Source organism: Chitinophaga polysaccharea, assembly GCF_007829335.1.
In the GTDB taxonomy this organism is placed as follows: Bacteria; Bacteroidota; Bacteroidia; order Chitinophagales; family Chitinophagaceae; genus Chitinophaga; species Chitinophaga polysaccharea_B.
This window is the reverse complement of the sequence record NZ_VIWO01000004.1, coordinates 460,533-483,208: the sequence shown is the minus strand read 5'-3', so window position 1 is coordinate 483,208 and position 22,676 is coordinate 460,533. Positions and strand designations below refer to the sequence as shown.

The 22,676-nt window shown below is 50.3% G+C and carries 2 protein-coding genes; both read right to left on the bottom strand.

All coding sequences use genetic code 11. The features are described 5' to 3' along the window. Nucleotides 1-10: 10 nt before the first annotated feature. Entirely contained in the window at nt 11-1,678 is a 1,668-nt protein-coding gene (locus tag FHW36_RS16400; RefSeq protein ID WP_145670645.1) for a cyclic peptide export ABC transporter, read from the bottom strand. A gap of 90 nt (nt 1,679-1,768) precedes the next feature. Further along, nucleotides 1,769-22,663 carry a non-ribosomal peptide synthase/polyketide synthase gene (locus FHW36_RS16395; protein ID WP_186452484.1) on the bottom strand — a complete coding sequence of 6,965 codons (20,895 nt, stop codon included), beginning with the start codon at nt 22,661-22,663 and terminating at the stop codon, nt 1,769-1,771. Nucleotides 22,664-22,676 lie beyond the last annotated feature (13 nt).

The following is a 22,676-nucleotide window of genomic DNA, read 5'->3' as shown; positions in this document are numbered from 1 at the left end:
CAAGGTTTCCTTATAAAGCATAATGCAGATCGCTTGCTGCATTGATAGACGTATCACTGACAATATTGCCGTAGTCGAATTTTATCAATCGCTCCCCGCAATGGAAATAGGTGTCGTCGTGCGTTACTACGATAACGGTTTTACCCATCTGCTTCAGCTCAGGGATAATTTTTTTATAGAAATAAGCCCTGAATACCGGGTCCTGCTCGGCGGCCCACTCATCCAATACGATCACATCTTTGTCTTCCAGCATGATATAGATGAGGGCCAATCGTTTTTGTTGCCCTTTCGACAGATCTGCTTTGATCGATTTCTTCTCGTTATCGAAAGTGACGATGTTTTCCAGCTCCATCTTGCGGAGCCAGAACATCAACCGTTCATTGTCCGGCGCCAGGTCAAGGCCGTCGTAGTTTTCATTAAACAGAATGCTATCGGTAAAGATGGCCGCAATGCGGTTGCGATAGCCGGGATAGGTGCTTTCGGTGATCACCTGCCCGTTTAAGGCGATGGTGCCGGTGTGTGGCACGTACAATCCTGTCAGCAGGTTCACGAAAGTGCTTTTCCCACTGCCATTGCCACCGGTAATGAAAATGCTTTCTCCTTTTTTAATATCCAGGGTAAGCGGTTTTAAACGGAAAGTTTCCGCCCTTCTCTCGTCGTAGTACTCAAACGTTACCTCTTTGAAACGGATGCTTTCGAACTTCCCGCCGGTAGCCGCCAGGTCGCCATGCCCAATAGCGATAGCTTTGGAGGCATTGATCTTATCGTGAAATTGCTCCAGCCGGTCTACCGCAATCTGCATCTGCGTAAATTCGCTGATACGCGCTACCACAATACCTACAGGTCCCATGAGGTACAACAGCGTTACCACAAATTGGTTATTCACTACGTTTGTCATATGCAGGATAACAGGCAACAGGAAGATGATAATACCGATCAGCAGGTACCATAAATAGTTCCCCATGAGCTCATTCCCCATAAATTTGATCAATGTTTTGATGGTGAGTTCTTTTACCCGGTGACGGTTTTGGGAGATATACCGGATGAAAATATTATTACTCCGGGTGATACTCATTTTCACATCTTTAAATCCCCGCAGAAAATCATTGACATTTTGCTGGTATACGTTTGCCAGATCGCGCACGGTATTCAGATCCCTGCTGATAGACAGATTGCGGATGTAATACACTACAGCCAGGGTGGAAAGTACGCCCAGGATCAGTAAGGCGCCGAAGAAATTGGTGTAGAACAAATAGCCCAGCCCTATCGTTACCATGACGATGGCATTAAACGTTTCTATAAAAACATTGGGAAAACGTTGCAGGGTGGTTACATCAGCAGTGGCTGTACGTACTTTTTCTTCTCCCAGTTTAATATATTCTTCGTAATCAGCAAACCGCAGTTTTTCAAATACGGATAATCCCAGGTCATTTCCCAACTCATAGGTGAGCCGGATGGTGTAGGATTGAAAAGCCCTGGCGGTAAAAAACGACACGAGGATCAGTACTACATATATCTGCCAGTCGTATCCCTGTACAAAAGGCAGTGAAGTACCGGCAATCCTGTTGTTGATCAACAACAGCAGCCCCATGGACCATATGCTGTTGATGAGGCCAAGCAGTAACAAGAGGATATAAAACAACTTCGATTTTTTCTGAAGCAAGCTTATTAATCTCATACAATCCGGGATTCTAAAAATTAATTGAATAATATATATCAAAAAGGAATGCTGCCCGCGCCAGGGGCGCGGAGCAGCTTCTTCCGCCTACTATGCTGATAATTGTTCGCCAAGGTATTTCGCCAGGGCCGCGGCATTTTCCTGCTTTAACATAGAGAAGTGATCGCCCGGGGCCACAAATACGCGCACTGCTGTTGCATGGGCATCCCATCCAAGGCTGTCGGGCAGCTCCTTCCATTGGGCGCCGGCAGCCTTCACAATATGCAGGGTCGCATTGGTTTGTCCCTCTACCTGGTAGTTGTTCAGCACTTCTATGTTACTCACCTTGATATCCGTTAACCGCATGATAAAGTCAACATGCGCCAGCTTATCTCCGTTAATCTTCTCTTTCAGGTAGTTCGAAATAAATGGTACTACTGCCTTCACTCCTAATGGCTGTACCAGTTGCTTTAACTCCTTAACCCATGCTGGTGGTGTGGCATTGATGATGTTATTTTCTTCCAGTACCTCCACTACCGATTCGAAGAAGATATCCTGGTAGCTGCGGGTGCCACCGTTCAGCACATCAATATGGCCGGGGTGGGCATCCGCATCCAATAGGGCGGCGAAGGCCACGGTTTCCCCGGCGTTCTCCAGCTGCCGGATCATTTCATACAGTACGTATCCACCAAAGGAATGGGCAATGAAACGGTATGGACCATGCGGCTGTAATGCTTTTATCCAGCGGATATTCTGTGCAGCGATGGCGGCAACGGTATAGAGCGGCCGTTCTCCTTCAAATACACCCGGCATCTGAATGCCATACACCATGGCGGCAGCGGTGAGCGCTTTGGCCAGTTCGTCGTAGCCATCGCTCAGGCCATCCTGGCCGGGCACAATAAATACGGTAGTGCGGCTGTTGCTTTTATTTAACGGTATGAGGTGGTTGTCACCGGTAGCTGCGGTTATTGGCTCATCTACATCTGGTGCATCCAGTGTGGCGGCGAGTCCGGCGATTGTAGGCGCATCAAAAACATTATTCAGCGCTATTTCTTTGCCCAGTTTTCTTCGGATAGCGGCGATCAGGCGGATCGACAATAACGAATGGCCACCGAGTGCGAAGAAGTCGTCGTGAATACCTACCTGGTCTACTTCCAGCAATTGCTGCCAGATCTCCGCCAGTACAGCTTCTGTTTCATTGCGGGGTGCCGCGTAGGTATTTGCCGACAGTGTACCTGCGTCCGGATCAGGCAATGCTTTCCGGTCTACCTTACCATTAGGTGTTACCGGTATCTTATCGATCTTTACATATACTGAAGGCACCATATAATCCGGCAGCTTGCCTTCCAGCTGCGTGCTGATCGCCTGCCGGTCGAAGGCGCCATCCGGTAAGATGTAAGCGACCAGGGACTTATTATCAGTGGTGCCTTTTGCCACCACTACGGCCTGGCTGACGCCTTCCAGCTGTTCCAGTGCGTTTTCAATTTCGCCCAGCTCTATCCGGTAGCCGCGTATTTTTACCTGGTCGTCTATTCTTCCCTGGAATTCTATACTGCCATCGGGTAACCAGCGCCCGAGGTCGCCGGTAAGGTACAGGCGTGCTGCTGCTTTCCCGGAGAAGTGATCCGGGATGAATTTCTCTGCTGTCAGCTCGCGGCGATACAGGTAGCCGCGGGCCACGCCTTCGCCGCCTACGCAGATTTCGCCGGTTACGCCTGCGGGACATAGTTCCTGGTGCTGATCCAGGATGTATACCTGCACATTGGCAATAGGGTTGCCGATTACAATCGTGTCGCCATGAAGCGGATCGTCGGTGAGACTGGTACAAACGGTATTCTCCGTAGGGCCGTAAGCGTTAATCAGGCGGATACCTTTTGACTGGAAGTATTTCGCATCTTCCCGGTTCAGCGGTTCCCCGGCGGATACGATGGTTTTGATGGTGCCCAGCTCTTCGCGGATGGTGTGCTGGTAAGAAGGTGGCAATACCACCAGGTCTACCTGTTGCCTCCGTACCAGGTCGCCGAACTTATCGGCGGCCAGCAGGTCTTCTTTCCGGGGGAGTACCAGGCTACCACCACTTAACAGGGTATTGAAAATTTCGTAACAGGATGCATCAAAGCCGAAAGCTGCAAACTGCAATGTTCTCATACCAGGTATTAATCTCAGGGATGCTGCCTGGCTTAATGCCAGGTTTACTACACTTTTGTGTTCAATCATTACGCCCTTGGGGTTGCCTGTACTGCCGGATGTATAGATAACGTATGCGAGGTGATGCGGCTCAGGTGCGAGCGCTGGCGCCTGGGTAGGCTGCTTGCCAATCAGGCCGCGTTCTGCATCTATCCTCGTAATATTAATGTGGTCGGGAATATCCAGTTCCGCTACCAGCGAATGACTGCTGATCAGCATCGTAGCACGGCTATCTTCCAGCAGGTAGCTAATCCTTGCTGCCGGGTAAGACGGATCAATAGGAAGATAGGCGCCTCCTGCTTTCAGGATACCTAATATGGCTATGATCATTTCCGGGGAACGTTCCAGGCAAACGGGTACCAGCGTTTCCTGTTGTACACCTCTGCTCACCAGGTAATGGGCCAACTGATTGGCGCGGATGTCGAGCTCCTGGTAAGTAAGCACCTTGTCTTCAAATAACAGTGCAATGCTTTGCGGCGCCGCTGCTACCCTTTCCTTAAACAGGTCGGTGATCGCTTTGCCATCGGTGTTGTAATCGACCGGCGTGGCATTAAAGTCGATCGCTATATGTGCCTGTTCCTGTTTATTCAGTAAAATAATGTCCCTTATTTTAGCTGCCGGATGGCTGACCATAAATTCCAGCACCTGCTGGAAATGCCCACGCAGTGCGGTCACATAGGCACGGTCCAGCAAAGCGGTATTGTACTTAAACCGAACCGCTACCGACTCGCCTACTACGGCCGCTATACCCAAAGGATAGTTGGCATGATCGCGCATCTCAATATTATCCATCTGCAGCTGCCACTGGTGGGTGTTCAGCAGATCGCTCACCGGGTAGTTTTCAAATACCAGGAAGTTATCAAACAGGTCGCCCGGTATTTCCACCCAGCGCTGGATATCATTGAGCGAGGTATACTGATACTCCCGGCTCAGCACCTGTTGCTGCTGTATTTGCTGCAACCAGGCCCCAATACCCTGTTCCCGGTCGATGGTAGTATGGAAAGGCAAGGTATTAATGTACATCCCTACCCTTTTTTCTACACCGGGTAAATCATCAGGGCGACCGGAAACCGTTACTCCATAGGTAACCTGCTGTTGACTGGTGTAGCGGTATAACAGGTACGCCCATACGGCCTGTATCACGGTATTGACGGTGATACGGTGTTGTTGTGCGTAGGATAACAGTTGCTTCGCTCCTGCTCCTGTGAGTTGCATTTCCTGTACTTCGTAAATACCCTCGCCCTTGGTACGTTCTGCGGTAGCGCTGATAAACGGTAACAGCGTACCGCTGACCGCCGATGCGAGGTATCCTTTCCAGTACAAGATTTCTTCTTCCTCATCCCGACGCTCCAGGTAACGGATATAATCTTCGAATTTCTCTTCTTCTACTGCCGCAGGCTTTTTACCGGCTAGCAGCCCATCGTATGTTTGCAGCAATTCTTCGATAGCCACAGAGCCGGACCAGCCATCCAGCAAAAGATGGTGGAATGTCCATACCATGCGGTAGCGCTCATCGGTTAACCGTATCAACGCAATGCGCATCAGTGGCGGCGTATTGAAATCAAATCCTTTCACCAGGTCGGCGGCTTCATATGCCGTCCATGCTGCTTCCCGGGCGGATGCACTCATCTGCCGGTAGTCCAGCTCATCGAATGGTATGGCTACCTGCCCGTGCACACACTGTACCGGAATCCGGAATACATTGGCGAAGAAACTACTCCGCAATACACTATGATGTTGCAGCAAATGTTGCCAGCTTTCCTTTAATACCGGGATATCCGGTGCATCGAGTGTACAGCAGAGCTGCTGGATATAAACGCCATTGTTGCCGTTATACAATCCATGGAACAACATACCTTCCTGCAAGCTGCTCAGCCGGTACAAGCCGGTGATATGGTCTCTCCGGGTGCCTCCACTTGTAAGCGGCGTATCCAGGAAGTGATCCAGTTCTGCGTTGGTGACGGCCTCTCCCAAACCATAGTCCGACGGCGTAAACACCGGTTGCAGGCTTGCCTGCGACACCGCATGGGTGATCAGTTGCTGTAACCGGGATAGGTAATCTTCTGCCAGCTCCTGTATGGTACTTCCGTTATAATGATGGGTGCTGAAACTCCAGTACAATACCAGCTCCCCATTTTCTATGCCACCATTTACAGCTATTTTATGGCGAATGCTGACATCCGATGTAGTACCTGTACCTGCAGCTTCCGGCGCAGTGCTGAACCATTTACTGCTTCTCCTGGCGGCGTCTACCTGCCCCAGGTAGTTAAAGGTAATGTCCCACGGATCTTTGCCCTGCAGCGTTGCATCGTTATTGATATATTTTAATACACCATAACCGATCCCTTTATCGGGTAACTGTCTCAGTTGCTCTTTGATCTCTTTTAATAAAGCGCCGGGTGCTGTATCCGCACTATTATTCAACCATACGGGATAGAGGCTGGTAAACCAACCTACCGTATTGCTGATATCGATATTTGCGGCAATGTCTTCACGACCGTGCCCTTCCAGGCCCACCACAACACCGGCGCCATTCCAGGAATAAAGCGCGGCCGACAATGCAGCGAGCAGCACGTCATTGATTTCTGTATGATAGGCTTTCGGTACTTCCTGTAATAAGAGTTGGGTGAAGGTAGTATCCAGGTGTATGGTGTGCGTGTCCATATCATTACCGGTCAGTTTACCGTGGTAGGATTTATCCACCTTCAGCGGCTGGTATTGCTGCACGATATGCTGCCAGTATTCGCGCTGTTGCAGCAGGCGGTTACGTTGGCCATAATCCGCCAGCGCCTGTTGCCATTCCCGGTAAGAGCTGGTTTTATGCGCCGGTGTTACTGGTACATTTCCGGGCAACTGATCCAGCATAAGTTCCAGGTCATCCTGCATAATCTGCCAGGATACGCCGTCTACCGCCAGGTGATGAACGATGATGAGCAGGCGGTTGGCCGTTTCATAGGCAGGTGTTAAAAACAGTACGGCACGGAGTAATATACCTGCCTCCGGCTGTAAACTTGCCTGGTACTGGTCGCAGTAAGCAGCCAGCGTAGCAGCATAATCTGCCGGGTTTATCTCGCGCAGGTCCACTACCTCCAGGCTGCCGGAATAGCTGCCATAATGCTGTTGCCAGCTATCACTGTTACGGGTATACGTAAACCGGAGGCTATCATGACGGAGCATTAATTGTTGTACTGCCGCGGTTAAGATGCCAGCGCCGATTTGTTTATCAATGCCGATGAATAACTGTTGAATAAAATGTTTCGCAATGGTTTCTTCTTCCAGGTACCATTGCTGGATAGGCGTCAGTCCACTGTTGCCGGTGAGTATACCTTGCTCGGCGTTAATGACTTTTTCTTTCCGCGTGGCCAGCGATGCTGCCAGCCCTGCGATGGTCTGATGTACAAACAGGTCTTTCGGCTTCAGGTCATATCCAAAGCGTTTGGCCCGGCCTACTACCTGGATCGTGATAATCGAGTCGCCACCCAGTTCGAAGAAGTTATCGTTTCTGTCGATGTGTTGAATGCCCAGCAGTTCCTGCCAGATACCGGCCAGCGTTTGTTCCACTTCGCCATTTAAAATAGCGCGGGTATTGGAAGTAGCCATATAAGGCTCCGGCAAGGCGGATTTATCTACTTTTCCGTTGGCGGTGACTGGTATTTTCTCCAACGGCACCAGCACAGCCGGCACCATATATGGCGGCAGCTTATCTTTCAGCGAAGGCAGGACCAGATCCTTGTCGAAAGTACCTTGCGGTACCACGTAAGCGACTAAACGTTTATGTCCGTTGTCATCAGTTTTCACCAGCACTACCGCCTGGGTGACGAAGCCGGTTTGCAGCAGGGCATTTTCAATTTCTCCCGGCTCAATACGATAGCCGCGGATCTTCACCTGGTCATCTATTCGTCCCAGGTACTCAATGCTGCCATCCGGCAGCCAGCGGCCGAGGTCACCGGTGCGGTACAGGCGGGCGCCTGGCTGTTCACTGAAATGATCCGGTATAAATTTCTCTGCCGTGAGGGTTGGGCGATACAGATAACCGCGCGCTACCCCGGCGCCGCCGGCGCAGATTTCGCCCGCTACGCCTACCGGGCATAGTTCGTTTTGCTGATCCAGGATATATACCTGTACGTTTGCCAGCGGCTTACCAATCACCGCAGTATCGCCCTGCAACGGGCTGTCCGTAATGGTAGTGATAACGCTGTTTTCCGTAGGGCCGTAAGCGTTAAATACGCGGATGCCTTTTGACTGGAAATACCTGGTGTCTTCCCGGTTCAGCGCCTCACCGCCGGAAATAATTGTTTTGATGGTTCCCAGTTCCTCCCGGATCGTATGTTGATAAGAAGGTGGTAGCAACAGCAATTCCACCTGGTGCTGGCGCACCATTTCTCCAAATTTTTCTGCCGACAACAGCTCCTCTTTATGTGGGATCACTAAGCAACCACCACTAAGCAGGGTGCTGAAGATTTCGAAGCAGGAGGCATCGAAACCGAAAGCGGAGAATTGCAGCACCCGTATGCCAGGTGTCAACGGCAGCACCGCTTCCATGTTCAGCGCCAGGTTCACCAATCCTTTATGCTCGATCATTACTCCCTTCGGATGGCCCGTACTGCCGGAAGTATAGATCACATAGGCCAGATCATCCGGCGCAGGAGTGGTGCTGAGGCTAATCCCCCGCTGTTGAGCAACAGCCTGCCAGTCGTCATCTGTTTTAATGAGATGAATATGAGCGGGTATATCCAATGAGGCAACTACCTCCCGGCTGCTGATCATCATCGTAGCCCTGCTATCTTCCAGCAGGTAGCTGATGCGCGCGGCGGGGTAAGAAGGATCGATTGGAAGGTATCCTCCGCCTGCCTTGAGTACCGCTAATATGGCCACTACCATCTCTGGTGAACGTTCCAGGCAAACAGGCACCAGCGTCTCTTTTTGCACCCCTTTGCTCACGAGATACAATGCCAGCTGGTCGGAACGTTGATCCAGTTCCCCATAAGTAAGTTCCTGCGCGTCAAATACCAGGGCAGTTTGGCGAGGGGCTATGGCCACCCGCTCTTTAAACAGGTCTATGGCAGATTTCCCTGTAATGGGTTGCGGCAATGCGGTGGTATTAAACGTAACGGCGATGCGTTTGCGTTCCGCTTCTGTGAGCAGTACCAGGTCGCCGGTTTTTGCTACCGGATGCTGTACAATATATTCCAGCACCTGTAAGAAATGTTCACTGATCTGCCTGATATAGTCAGGCGACAATAAATCGGTATTGTGCTGTAAAAGGATCGTAATTTCCTGTCCCACTCCTATGGTGAGGCTTAGCGGATAGTTCGTATGTTCTTCCACGTGCAGCTGCTCTATCTGCAGTTTCCATGGATAGGCCAGTGTGGCTTCATCAACCGGGTAGTTCTCATATACCATCAGGGTATCGAACAGGTCGCCGCTGATACCGGTGTAGCGCTGGCTATCACGCAATGGCGTATATTGATATTTACGGCTTTGTACCTGTGCCGCCTGTATGTCGCGCAACCAGTCGGTAACAGGCAGCTCGGGCGTTATGGCGATATGCACCGGCAGGGTATTGATATACATCCCTACCTTTCTTTCTATACCCGGCATATCATCCGGGCGACCAGATACGATAGCGCCGTACGTCACCTGCTGATTACCGGTATACCGGTATAACAGGTACGCCCACACGCCCTGCATGAGGGTATTCACGGTCAGTCGCTGTTGCTGTGCATAGGCGGTAATGAGGCGTGTTTTAGCTGTATCCAGTACCACTGGTGTCGTTTTATAACGTCCCTGCGCTTTTGTCCGGTCTGCGCTGCTGATAAACGGAAGCAGGGTACTGTTGCTGATACCGGCCAGGTATCCGCGCCAGTAGGCGCCTTCTTCTTCTTTGTCCCGCCGTTCCAGGTAGCGGATGTATGCTTCGTAATGATCAATGGCAGTTGCTTCCGGTTGCTTTCCGGATGCCAGCGCCTCATAGGTACGCAGCAGCTCTTCCAGCAATACGGGCATTGACCAGCCATCTACCAACAGGTGATGATAGGTCCATACCATGCGCCAGGTATCATCCGTTAACTGCAGGAGGCTTATCTTCATTAATGGCGGCGCCGTAAAATCAATGCCTTGCTGCAGTACTTCCGCTTCATGCGCCATCCAGGCTGCTTCCTGGGCAGCCGCATCCAGGTGACGATAGTCCAGTAACGTTACCGGCAGTTGTACGTTACGGTACACGCATTGTACCGGTACATGGAAAGCATCGTGATAAAACGCGCTGCGCAGAATAGTATGTTGCTGCAACAGGTGCTGCCAGCTTTGTATAAACGCGCCGATATCGGTTTGATGCAACAAGTAGGTAAACTGCTCTGTATAGGCATCTACCGCGTTATCGTACAACCCATGGAACAGCATACCTTCCTGTAGCCCGCTCAACCGGTACATGGCGGTAATTTCCTGGCGACGGGTGGTATCACCGGGCATCGGCGTATCCAGGAACTGGTCCAGTTCCGGAATGCTCACTACCCCACCGAGGCCGTAGTCGGATGGTGTGAGCAACGGCTGTTTAGCTGCCTGCCCTACACCATGCAGGATAATCGTTTCCAGTTCATCGATGTACTTTTGCGCCAGCGCTGTAATGGTGCTGTCGTTGTAATGTTTGCTGCTATAGCTCCAGTCCAGTACCAGCTCTCCGCCGGTAACCATACTGTTTACGGCTATTTTACGACGCACGGTGTAATCATCGCCCACTTCTGCGCCGGCGGGTTCGTCGGTAACGGCAAACCATTTGCCGCCGCTGGTTACGGTATCAAACTGTCCGAGGTAGTTGAAGGTGATATCCCATGGATCGTTGCCCTGCAACGCTGCCAGCTTATTGATATATTTCAGTACGCCAAAGCCAATTCCTTTATCAGGGATCTGGCGCAGCTGTTCTTTCAGTTGACGCAACAATGCGCCGCTGTTACCCACCCTATTTCCAGGTAACAGCACCGGGTACAGGCTCGTAAACCACCCCACCGTGTTACCTACGTCCGTTCCTTTATCGATATCTTCCCGGCCATGTCCTTCCAATCCAATCACCACATCGCCGCTTACCCAGCCATCCAGCGCCAGGGCAAGGGCATTCAGCAATACATCGTTTATTTCTGTACGATAGGCAGCCGGTACTTCCTGCAATAATTTCTGTGTAAAGAAGGGACCCAGTTTTACCTGGTAATGCGCCATATCTTTTATCCGCAACACCTCGTCGTAGGTATTATCTACCGGTAAAGGTCTATACTGCTGCACTATGCCAGACCAATAGTCGGCCTGCTTCAACAGGCGATTTGTTTGTCCGTATTTTACCAGCGCCTCGTGCCATTGCCTGTAAGAACTGCTCTTGTTACCCAACGATACCGGCTCATTGCGGTACAGGCCATCTATTAAACGTTCCAGGTCTTCCAGTAAAATACGCCATGATACGCCGTCTACCACCAGGTGGTGAATGGCCAGCAGCAAACGGTTATGTGTATCGCCGGCAGGGGTTAAAAACAATATCGCGCTGATACAATTACCTGTTGTTACATCGATGCTGCGTTGATAACTGTTACCATACGTTTCCAGCATTCCGGGTAACTCGTCCAGCGATTCCGTTTGCAGGTTCACCACATTCAACATCCCCTCGGTAGTACTGTACGCCTGCTCCCATCCGCCGGCGCCGCAGGTATATTTGAAACGCAGGCTATCGTGATACTGCACCAATTGCATAATGGCGGCAGACAAGGTAGAAGAAGGAATACGCTTGTCGATGGTCAGTAACATGCTCTGATTGAAGTGAGAAGGCGTAGTACCTTCTTTTTCAAAATACCATTGTTGCACCGGTAGTAAGCCACAGCTGCCGCTTTGTATTTCCTGGTCGGCCGACAGCGATGTAGCGGCATTCTTACGGGCCGACATCACCGCGTATAACATGGCAATGGTCTGGTAGTCGAACAAATCGCCAACCTGTAATTCATAACCACTTCTTCTTACGCGGCTCACTACCTGTATGGTGATGATAGAGTCGCCACCCAGCGCAAAGAAGTTATCGTTGATCCCTACCCTTTCTACGCCCAACACGGCTTCCCAGATACCTGCCAGGGTACGCTCCAGTTCATTGCGCGGCGCTACATAACTATCTGTTTGCAGGGTTTGTACATCCGGGTCGGGCAAAGATTTTTTGTCGATCTTACCATTTGCCAACAAGGGGAAATAATCCAATACCATCAACAAAGAAGGCACCATATAATCCGGCAATTGCGCGGTTAGCTGTTCCAGTATTTCATCTTTATCAACATCCTCTTCAGCTACTACATAGGCTACCAGTCGTTTATTGCCCAAATGATCATTTTTAACAATCACCACCGCCTGTTTTACGGTAGCACAATTGTTCAGCGCTCTTTCTATTTCTCCCAGCTCTATACGGTAACCACGTATTTTTACCTGGTCATCCACGCGGCCCATGAAGAGTATATTACCATCCGGAAGATATTTTACCATATCGCCGGTGCTGTATAACCTGCCATCGCTAAAAGGATCTGCGATAAACTTAGTGGCAGTCAGCGCTTCATTGTTCAGGTATCCCTGGGCCACCCCTTCACCACCGATATACAGCGCTCCGGGAACACCTGCCGGGCATAACTGCAGCTCATTGCTGAGTACATATACCTGCGTAGCGGAGAAAGGCTTACCCACCGGAATGCTCTCGTTGTAAGTGGCGTTTCTGTCGACGATATGCAGCAATTTACCGATCGTCGTTTCTGTAGGCCCGTAGTGGTTTACTACAGTACACTCAGTGCCCGTTGCATAAATTGAAGCTGCTACGGTAGCTTCCAGGGCTTCTCCCCCAAAGATCAGCAGCTTTTCGGGTACCAATAACCGGTCTGGTAAACATAAAGCCTTCCAGTGCGAAGGCACTATTTTGATACAGTCGATCGGGTGCCTGTCGAGATAGTTATATAAAATGGTGGTATCCTGTACCATCTCTTTCGAGAAGATATGTAACGCGCCCCCATTGGCCAATGCACCAAAGATCACGGTATTGCCCAAATCAGTGGCCATACTGGACATGAGTCCAAAAGAGCCGCATTCTTTTATAGGCAGAGCGTTGGTGAGACCAGCAATGTAGTCTGCCAGGTTATTGTGTGTAACCACCACTCCCTTTGGCTGACCAGTACTACCAGAGGTATAAATCACATATACGGGGTGATCTGCCCGGGTGAGTCCGGGGAGATTTTCTTTGCCGTTGACTTTAATATCGTTCCAGTCATCGTCCAGTAGTATAATGTCTGCAGGATCTGCCTGTAGCCGGTCGGCATACTTACCCAGCGTGATGATATTGGAAGCATCGGTATCTTCCAGCATAAACCGGATACGGTCTTCCGGGAAATCAGGCTCGATAGGTACATACGCGCCTCCTGCTTTCAGGATGCCCAGGATGCTGACCATCATATTGAGCGACCGTTCCATACAAACCGGCACCAGGGTGCCTGCTTTTACACGTCTGCTTCTTAAATAATGTGCCAGGCAATTAGCGCGTTCATTCAGTTCGCGATAGGTCAGCGACTCCTCTTCAAATACCACGGCTGTAGCTTGCGGCGAACGGCTGGCCTGCGCTTCAAAGAGGTCTACAAAAGTGATTTGTTTGGTATGTTCCCGTTCGTAGGTGCCTTTTACAGACAACAGTTGTTGTTCTTCCGCGGAGGTTAGCATGGGCAATACAGCAATATGCTGTGCCGGCGATGCAGCCACTGCGTGCAGCAGCTGCTGGAAATGCCCGATCATACGCACCACGGTTGCTTCTTTAAACAGGTCGGCGCAATATACCACTGTTCCATTCAGGCCATCTTCATCTTCGTCCATGCTGAATACCAGGTCAAATTTGGCAGACGTATGTTCTACCGTTTCTTCTGATAAAACGATATCGCCGAATTGAAGATCTGGTTGATTGATGTTATTCTGCAAGCCGAATACTACCTGGAATACGGGCCGGTGGCTCCTGTCATTGTCCACTACCACCTGGTCTACGATTTTTTCAAATGGTACTTCCTGGTGTTCAAAGGCCTGCAATGTTGTTTGTTTTACCTGTTGCAGCAGCGCGCGGAAGGAAGGGTTATCCCGCAGATCTACCCGCAGTGCCAGCATATTGATGAAGAAGCCGATGAGTCCTTCTATTTCCTGTTGGGTTCTACCCGCTATCGGGCTGCCTACGCAGATATCTTCCTGGCCACTGTAACGGTACAGCATTACATTAAAGGCGGTGAACAGGGTCATAAACAGGCTCACGCCTTCCTGCCGGCTCAATTGATGCAGCTGTGCGGTCAGCTCAGCAGGCAACTGGAAGCTAATTGCTCCTCCCCTGGTGCTTCTCACCGGTGGCCTTGGGTAGTCCAGCGGCAGGTTCAACGGGGTGATGCCTGCCAGGTTTTCTTTCCAGTAAGCCAGTTGTTTATCCAGAACATCGCCGGTGATATAGGTTCTTTGCCAAATGGCATAATCTGCATACTGAAGCTCCATTTTATCCAGGAGTACTGTTGTGCCGGTAGAAGCGGCCATATAAAATGCCACCAGCTCTTTTACCAGGATACCCGTAGACCAGGCATCAGAGGCAATGTGGTGCGTGGTGATGACCAGGATATGTTCATCAGCTCCCAGTACTACGAGGTCGGCCCGCAGCATATGGTCGGTTGACAAATCAAACGGTACATCGATGATGGATTTTATAAAGGTTTGCAACGCAGCAGGATCTTCTTTATAGGCGGCCAGATCAGTGATGTTTAATGTCCATTTATTTTCATCCAGTATGTACTGGTAACCGCGGCCATCATTTTGCCGGATCACCGTTCGTAATATTTCATGGCGGTTGACCACACTGCGCAGGGCCGTTGACAGCGCATCGATATCCAGCGATCCGCGAAGCCGCAATACTGCTGGTACATGATACTGCACACTTCCTTCCAGCTGGTCAATAAACCAGAGACGCTCCTGGCTGAAGGACAGCGGAATGCGTGCGGGTCGTTTGCCGGCTTTCACCGCAGGTAGGAATGTTTGCGTGGCTTGTCCGGCTAAAAAGGCGGCCAGCTGATGAATTTCCGGGTACAGGAATATGGACCTGACGGTGAGCTCCACGGCTATTTTTTTCCGCAGTACCGCTACCATGCGCATCGACAGCAACGAGTGCCCTCCCAGTTCGAAGAAATTATCGTATATACCTACCCGTGGCAGCTGCAGTAGTTCCTGCCAAACATCGGCCAGTAACTGTTCCATTTCATTGCGTGGGGCTACATATTCATGGGTAGCCGGCGCGCTGGCGTGTATATCCGGTAATGCCTTCCTGTCCACTTTTCCGTTGGAGGTTAAAGGCATCTTATCTAACGTAATAAACAAGGCCGGTATCATATAGTCCGGTAACCGCTGCTTCAGCACGCCAATTAGCTGTTCGCGATCGAAGCGTGTTTCCGAAACAATATAGGCGGCCAGTATTTTACTGCCGGTACTATCATTTGCAGCTACTACCACCACCTGTTTTACCAGGCCACTCTGCAATAATACGTTTTCGATTTCTCCCAGTTCTATACGGTATCCGCGGATCTTCACCTGCTGGTCTATACGACCCAGGTATTCGATATTGCCGTCGGCCAGCCAGCGGGCCTGGTCGCCGGTTTTATACAGGCGGTTGTAGTCTGCGTCATTGCTGAATGGGTTTGGCAAGAAACGTTCTTTGGTTAATACTTCGCGGTTCAGGTATCCCCGCGCCAAACCAGCGCCGGAAACATACAATTCGCCCGGCACGCCTACCGGCGATAAGTGCATGTTGGCGTCGAGGATATAGAGACCCAGTGTAGGGATCGCTTTACCTATAATACTGCTGCTGCTTTGCAGATGTGCGGTACCTATCTCCTGGTAAGTTACATGCACAGTGGTTTCCGTAATACCGTACATGTTCACCATCTTGCAAGACGGATACAATTCTTTCCATGGCTTTATCATCACCGGGTTCAACGCTTCTCCTCCAAATATCACGTACCTGACAGGCACCGTTGGCGCATTAGCCACCAGGTATTCCTGCAATACATAGAAGGCAGCCGGTGTTTGATTGAGTACTGTTACACCTTCAGCTAGCAACAGCTGCCCGAACAGGGCAGCATCCCTGGCCACCTGTTTTGATACAATTACCAGGCGGCCGCCGTAGAATAGAGCGCCATACATTTCCCATACGGAAAAGTCGAAACACATGGAATGGAACATGGTCCATACGTCGTTACTGTCGAAATCATACAGCGGCGTATCGGTTTCAAATAACCGCACTACGTTGTAATGCTCCAGCAACACGCCTTTCGGCTGACCGGTAGAACCGGAGGTATAGATCACATACGCCAGGTGATGCGGATGGACGAAGCTTTCTGGATTATCTTTCGGGAATTCTTCCAGGATATGCTGATCACTGTCCAGCGATACTACGGCAACGGATGCTTCCACCTCGAGTAAATGGGCACTTTCACTGTTAGTCACAATGTATTGCGCACCGGTATCTGTTAGCATAAACCTGACCCTTTCCTGCGGATATTCGGGATCGATGGGAACATAAGCGCCGCCAGCCTTGAGAATGCCCAGCATGGCGATGATCATTTGTTCACCGCGTTCCATGAATACCGGTACCAGTGCATCTTCCCGAACGCCCAGCTTTCTTAAATAATGCGCGAGCTGGTTAGCCCGGCTATTCAGTTCATGATAAGTGAGCTGCGTAGATTCAAACACTACTGCTACTGCATCTGGTGTGAGCAGTACCTGCCGGTCGAAAAGGTCGATAATTGTTTTGTTCCTTGGATAGTCTGCTACCTGGCTATTGAATGCTGCCTGCAGCTGCTCTTCTTCTGCCGGAGTAGTAATCCGCAGGGTATTGATCTGCGCAGCCGGTGCCTGGACGATGGAACGCAGCAATTGCTCGAAATGCTTCATCATTTGTTTAATCCTGTCGGCGCTAAACAAATCAGTGCAATATTCGGCGTACCCGCGGATACCATCGGGCTGCTCTTCCAAAGAAATGGTGATGTCGCACAAGGTAGTTTTATGAGGTACTTCTTCATATGCCAGGTGCAGATCACCCAATAATAACTCCGGCACAGGTGGTGTATTCTGCAATACAAACATGGCCTGGAACAGCGGGCTACGGCTCATATCCCGATCCTTCACCAGCTGTTCTACTATCTTTTCAAAAGGCACCTGCTGGTGTTCATAAGCATCCAGTGTCGTATTTTTCACCTGTTGCAGCAGAACGCTGAAAGACGGATTATCGCTGAGATCTGTTCTCAATGTCACCGTATTCAGGAAGAAGCCTATCAGCCCTTCCGTTTCCTGCTGTGTTCTGCCGGATACCGGTGAGCCCACACAAATATCATCCTGGCCACTGTAGCGTTGCAGCAACACCTGGAAAGTGGTTAACAAAGTCATAAACAGGGTAACGCCTTGTTCTTTTGACAACAGTTGCAGCTGTTGAGCTAATTCCTGGTCGATATGGAACCAGCTAATGGCGCCATTAAACTGCTGTACAGCGGGTCGTGGATAGTCTGTGGGCAGGTCTAACGGAAGTACGTGGTGCAATTGCCGGTTCCAGTAGGCCATTTTCTCCTCCAGGATGGCTCCGTCAAAACTATTGCGCTGCCACAAGGCATAATCGGCATATTGAATTTCTGGTTTCTCCAGTATGGGCGCTCGTTTTTCTGCGTAGGCGCGGTACAGTTCCACCAGCTCTTTTACCAGGATGGATATTGACCAACCATCGCAGGCAATATGGTGGATGGTGAGCAAGAGCAAATGCTCATGGGCCGATAACGGCAGCAGATGCGCTCTCAGCATATGATCGCGGCACAGGTCAAATGGCGTATCTGCCAGGGTGCTTAATACCTGTTTCAGGGTGGCTTCATCGGCCAGTCCGGGAGTTTGTGGCACGATGCTGAGTTGCCACTGGTCTTTATCCATGACGTGCTGCCAGGCCACGCCATCTTTTGGCGTAATAACGGTACGTAATACTTCATGCCCATTTACCACGTTGCGGAGCGCATATTCCAGGCCTGCTACGTCGAGGTTACCATGCAAGCGTAGTATTACCGGCATATGGTAAGGCACGGTGCCCTGTAATTGATCGATAAACCACAACCGCTCCTGGCTGAAAGACAGCGGAATGTTGGCAGGTCGCGGACCAGCGATCAACGGCGGCAAAGCTGAACCTTTTTCCTGTTGGAGCAGGTATGCTGCCAGCAACGCAATGGTGGGATAAATGAAGAAGTCTTTTACTGTCAACTCCACATCCAATTCCTTACGAACCGCGGACACCACGCGTGTAGCAAGTAATGAGTGACCACCTAATTCAAAGAAGTTATCCTGTATACCTACACGGTCCATTCCCAGCAGGTGCTGCCAGATATCAGCCAGCCGCTGTTCTGTTTCATTGGTGGGGGCTACGTAGTTAATCAGTCGTTTACGTTGTATGTCTTCCCATGCAGCCAGGAACTTACGGTCTACCTTGCCATTACCGGTTAGCGGCAACTGTTGCAAGGCTATAAAATCCGCCGGCACCATGTACTCCGGCAGGCGCTCCAGCAGTTGCTGTTTGATGCCTTTCTGCAATGATTCACAGATATCGGTAAACAGTGGGATGTTTGTCTTCACCAGGTCTGTAAAACTGATGCTATTGCTATAGGATTGCTCTACAAAACCATCAAAGCGATCCCGTTCTATCAGCAGGTTTACTTTCAGGGGATCTTCATCCAGCAGGAAGCGGTAGGTGTAGCCAGCAGCTGTTGCCTCCGCCAATATTTCATTAACGGTATGCGTTACTGCATCCGGCGCGCTGATATAGGCCGATAGGTCGCCTACATTACCGAACAGGTTGTTTTTCAGCGCATGATCCAGCATGCGTTCTCTCCATACCCGATGTCCTGGTACGTCCTGTAAGGCGATCACCGGGATACGGTTTATTAACTGGTCAATGATACTGCTTTTATCGGCAATACTGTCCCATGGCTGCCACTCCGGCTGCAATACCGGTTTTTCAATGCCCACATGCATGATCACGGTATAACGGTAAAGGCTCAACTCATTGATATAATCACCTTGCTTCCATACAATTTCCACGTGGGTGATTTCCGGGAAACGTGTTTGCAGATGGTAAAAATAGGCAGGGGAAAAACACAACTCTTCTTCCCTTAACACCTCCTGTTCTACACTCCATTCCAACTCACGTACACTGGTTTTATCGTGCAATTTATCCAGTTGCAGGCGGCGTTTGAAAGCAGGCAGCAAACGCAGGTCACGGACGTCGCCTACTACAATGCGGCCTTTACCCTTCAGCAGGGAAATGGCTTTTGCCAATACATCGGTCATGTAAGCGGCTCCTGGAAAATACTGCACAATGGAGTTGAGTATCACCAGGTCAATCTCTTCTTTCTCTTCCAGGATAATTTCGTGTGCCGCACATAACTTCATTTCCGTATCCGGGTAACGGCGCTCGCCTTTGGCGATGCGACGCAGGATCTGTTCTACCGACACGCGGGAGAAGTCGGTCCCGATATAACGGTCTATATGATCGGCAATCGGGTAATAGATCAACCCGGTACCCGATCCTATTTCCAACACCCTTTTGGGTTGCAGTGCTATGATCAGGCGGGTAACATCATCTACCCATTGCTGCATATTTTCAGCAGGAATAGGCCCGCCGGTGAAGCTGTCGTTCCAGCCGGTAATGTTGAACTCTTCATCGAGGTCTTCTATCTCGTCTGTCTTGCTGTAAGCAGTATCGTATAAGGCTCTCCAGCTGGCGATCTGCGACTGTGACAGCTCATACTCTTTTTGCTGCACGGCTTCCTGTTCGGGGATATAATAACTTACCAGTCTTTTTTCGCCGGTAGATTGCTGTTTTACCACTACGCAACTATCGGCTACTTCCGGAAGGTTGTTTAGTGCGCGTTCTATTTCTCCGGGTTCAATACGGTAGCCCCGGATCTTCACCTGGTCGTCGATTCTTCCTGCGTAAGCAATGGTGCCGTCTGGTAGCCAGCGGGCTTTATCGCCGGTGCGGTACCAACGCCCAGGCGCATTTTCCAGCGTTACATATTTCTCTGCCGTTAAATCAGCTCTGTTTACATAACCCAGTGAAACGCCATCGCCGCCTACATAAAGTTCTCCGCTTACCCCTATCGGTACCAGCTGCTTATTTTCATCCAGTATACGGATGCTGGTATTGGCCATAGGCGACCCAATGGGAACAGATAATTTCCCGCTTACGTCATTTACTTCGTAACACGTAGCTGCCACGGTTATTTCGGTGGGACCGTACATGTTTACGAGTTTCCCTGGTCCCAGCACTGCCAGGGCTTTTTCCAGGTGGGGCAGGGAGGCTTTTTCGCCGCCGAACAAAATTTTCCGCATCGGTTTCAGCCCGGAAACCTGGTTATCGATAAAGTTGTGGAATAAGGCGGTTGGGAAAAGTGCGATGGTTATTTTCTCTGCCGCGATGATCCTTGATAATTCAAATACATCTATGGCTGCGTCGTCATCCACCATGCATAAGCAGGCGCCATTGAGCAGCGCGCTGTAAATATCGAAGGTGGTGCCATCAAATGCGTAATTGGAACATTGAAGCAACCGGTCACCGGGTAGTACTGCGGTGGCGCCACGGTCGAAGGCTAGGTTAATAATATTCTTATTGGTGATAGCAATACCTTTGGGAGTCCCAGTGGTACCGGAGGTATACATCACGTTGATGCAGGCATCGCTGCCGGTTCGTATGCCCGGCGGCGTTAGGGCACTTTTACGTGCGGCGTTGATATCCAGGCCTGGCGTAAACTGATCCATCCCCGATGCGTTGAACAACTCCTTGCTGGTATATAACAGCGTGGTGATGCCGGCGTCTTCCATCATGCCATGCAAGCGATCTGCCGGGTAGGCCGTATGAAAAGGCGCATAGGCATTGCCGCTTTTAAGAATGCCTAAGATACCAACAATCATTTCTATGCCGCGTCGCGACAACAACGCAATCGTATTACCAGGCTGAATCCCCTGCTCCGCCAGGTAGTTGGCTACCTGGTTGGCCTGTTCGTCCAGCTCCTTATAGCTAAGCTGCCGCTTACCGAACGTAACTGCCGGCGCTTCTGGAGAACGGGCTACCTGTCCCTCAAAAATAGACACCACGCTTTCAGCGGAAGGATAGAGCGTAGCTGTATCATTGAATGATACCAGTAATTGATTCACTTCGGCTTCACTGAGCATATGCAGCATGCCGATAGGTTGCGCCGGGTTATCTACGGCCGATTGCAGCAGTACCTGAAAATGCTGTACCATCCGCTGAACGGTAGCTTCACTGAAGATATCTACATAGTATTCTACTTCTACATCAATGCCATCGGGACCTTGCTCCATGGACCAGGACAGATCAAACAGGCTGGTGGTACGCATAATCTTCTCATCCTGCATCACCACTTCTCCCATCTTCAACTCCTTGGTAGGCGGCACATTCTGCAATACAAAAACTACCTGGAATAATGGATTTTTACTGATATCCCGCTCTCCCATTACCGCTTCCACCACTTTTTCAAAGGGTACTTCCTGGTGCTCATACGCATCCAGCAATGTATTTTTCACCTGTTGCAGCAACGTGGTGAAGGCCGGGTTGCCACCCAAGTTGGTACGTAACACCAATGTATTCACAAAAAAGCCAATCAGGCGTTCCATTTCTGTTCTCATCCTGCCAGCTACCACGCCGCCAATACTGATATCTTCCTGCCCGCTATAACGGTATAGCAATACCTTGAAAGCAGCCAACAGCGTCATGTACAGCGTAGCGCCATTTTCCTGCGATAATTCCTGCAGCCGCTCTGTCAACTGCTGATTGATATGGAAGGATACCAAAGCCCCCCGGGTACTCTTTACTGCGGGGCGTTCATAGTCGGTAGGCAGATTTAATAAAGAAGCCCCATCCAGCTGCTTCTTCCAATATGAAAGCTGTTTATCCAGCATATTGCCCGCCAGGTATTTACGCTGCCATACGGCGTAGTCGGCAAACTGGATATCCAGTGGGTTCAGCACCGGCTCGCGATGCGTGGCGGCGGCGGTGTATGCCTCATTCAATTCATTTACCAGGATGGCAGTAGACCAGCCATCGGAGGCAATATGGTGCATCACCAGCACCAGCAGGTATTCCGCCGCCGCCAGTCTTACAAGATGAGCACGTAGCATATGATCCTGGAACAGGTCAAATGGCCTTTGCACCAACTCATCGATAAACGTTTGCAGAGCAGCAGGATCTTCATAGCCGGATGTGCCGTCAATGATATCCAGTTCCCATTTGTCTTTTTCCAACACCTGCTGCCAGGCCTGCCCATCTTCCAGCTGTATCACCGTACGCAGTACTTCGTGGCGATTCACCACGGTGCGCAAGGCAAAGTTCAGCGCGCCTATATCCAGTTTTCCTTTCAATCTTAATGCGGCGGGAATATGGTATTGTACACTGCCTTCCAGCTGATGAATAAACCATAAACGGTCCTGGCTGAACGACAACGGCACCCTTCCGTAGTCATTACCCCTGGCTTCCTTTATGCTACCTGAGAAATGTTTGTCCGGTGTGCCGGAGGTATGTTTCTTAAAATATGCTATCAGTGAATGCTTATTATCCCTTAATCTATCGAGGAAATAGGCGTCAATCTCTTTGTCTTCATCCGTTTCCACCAATAAGTTATCATTATCACAGGATATTTTTATTCCGCTATCATTGGCCTCTTTTAACAGATCGATTATTTCGTTCAGATTAAAATCTAACATCATGAATAGTTTA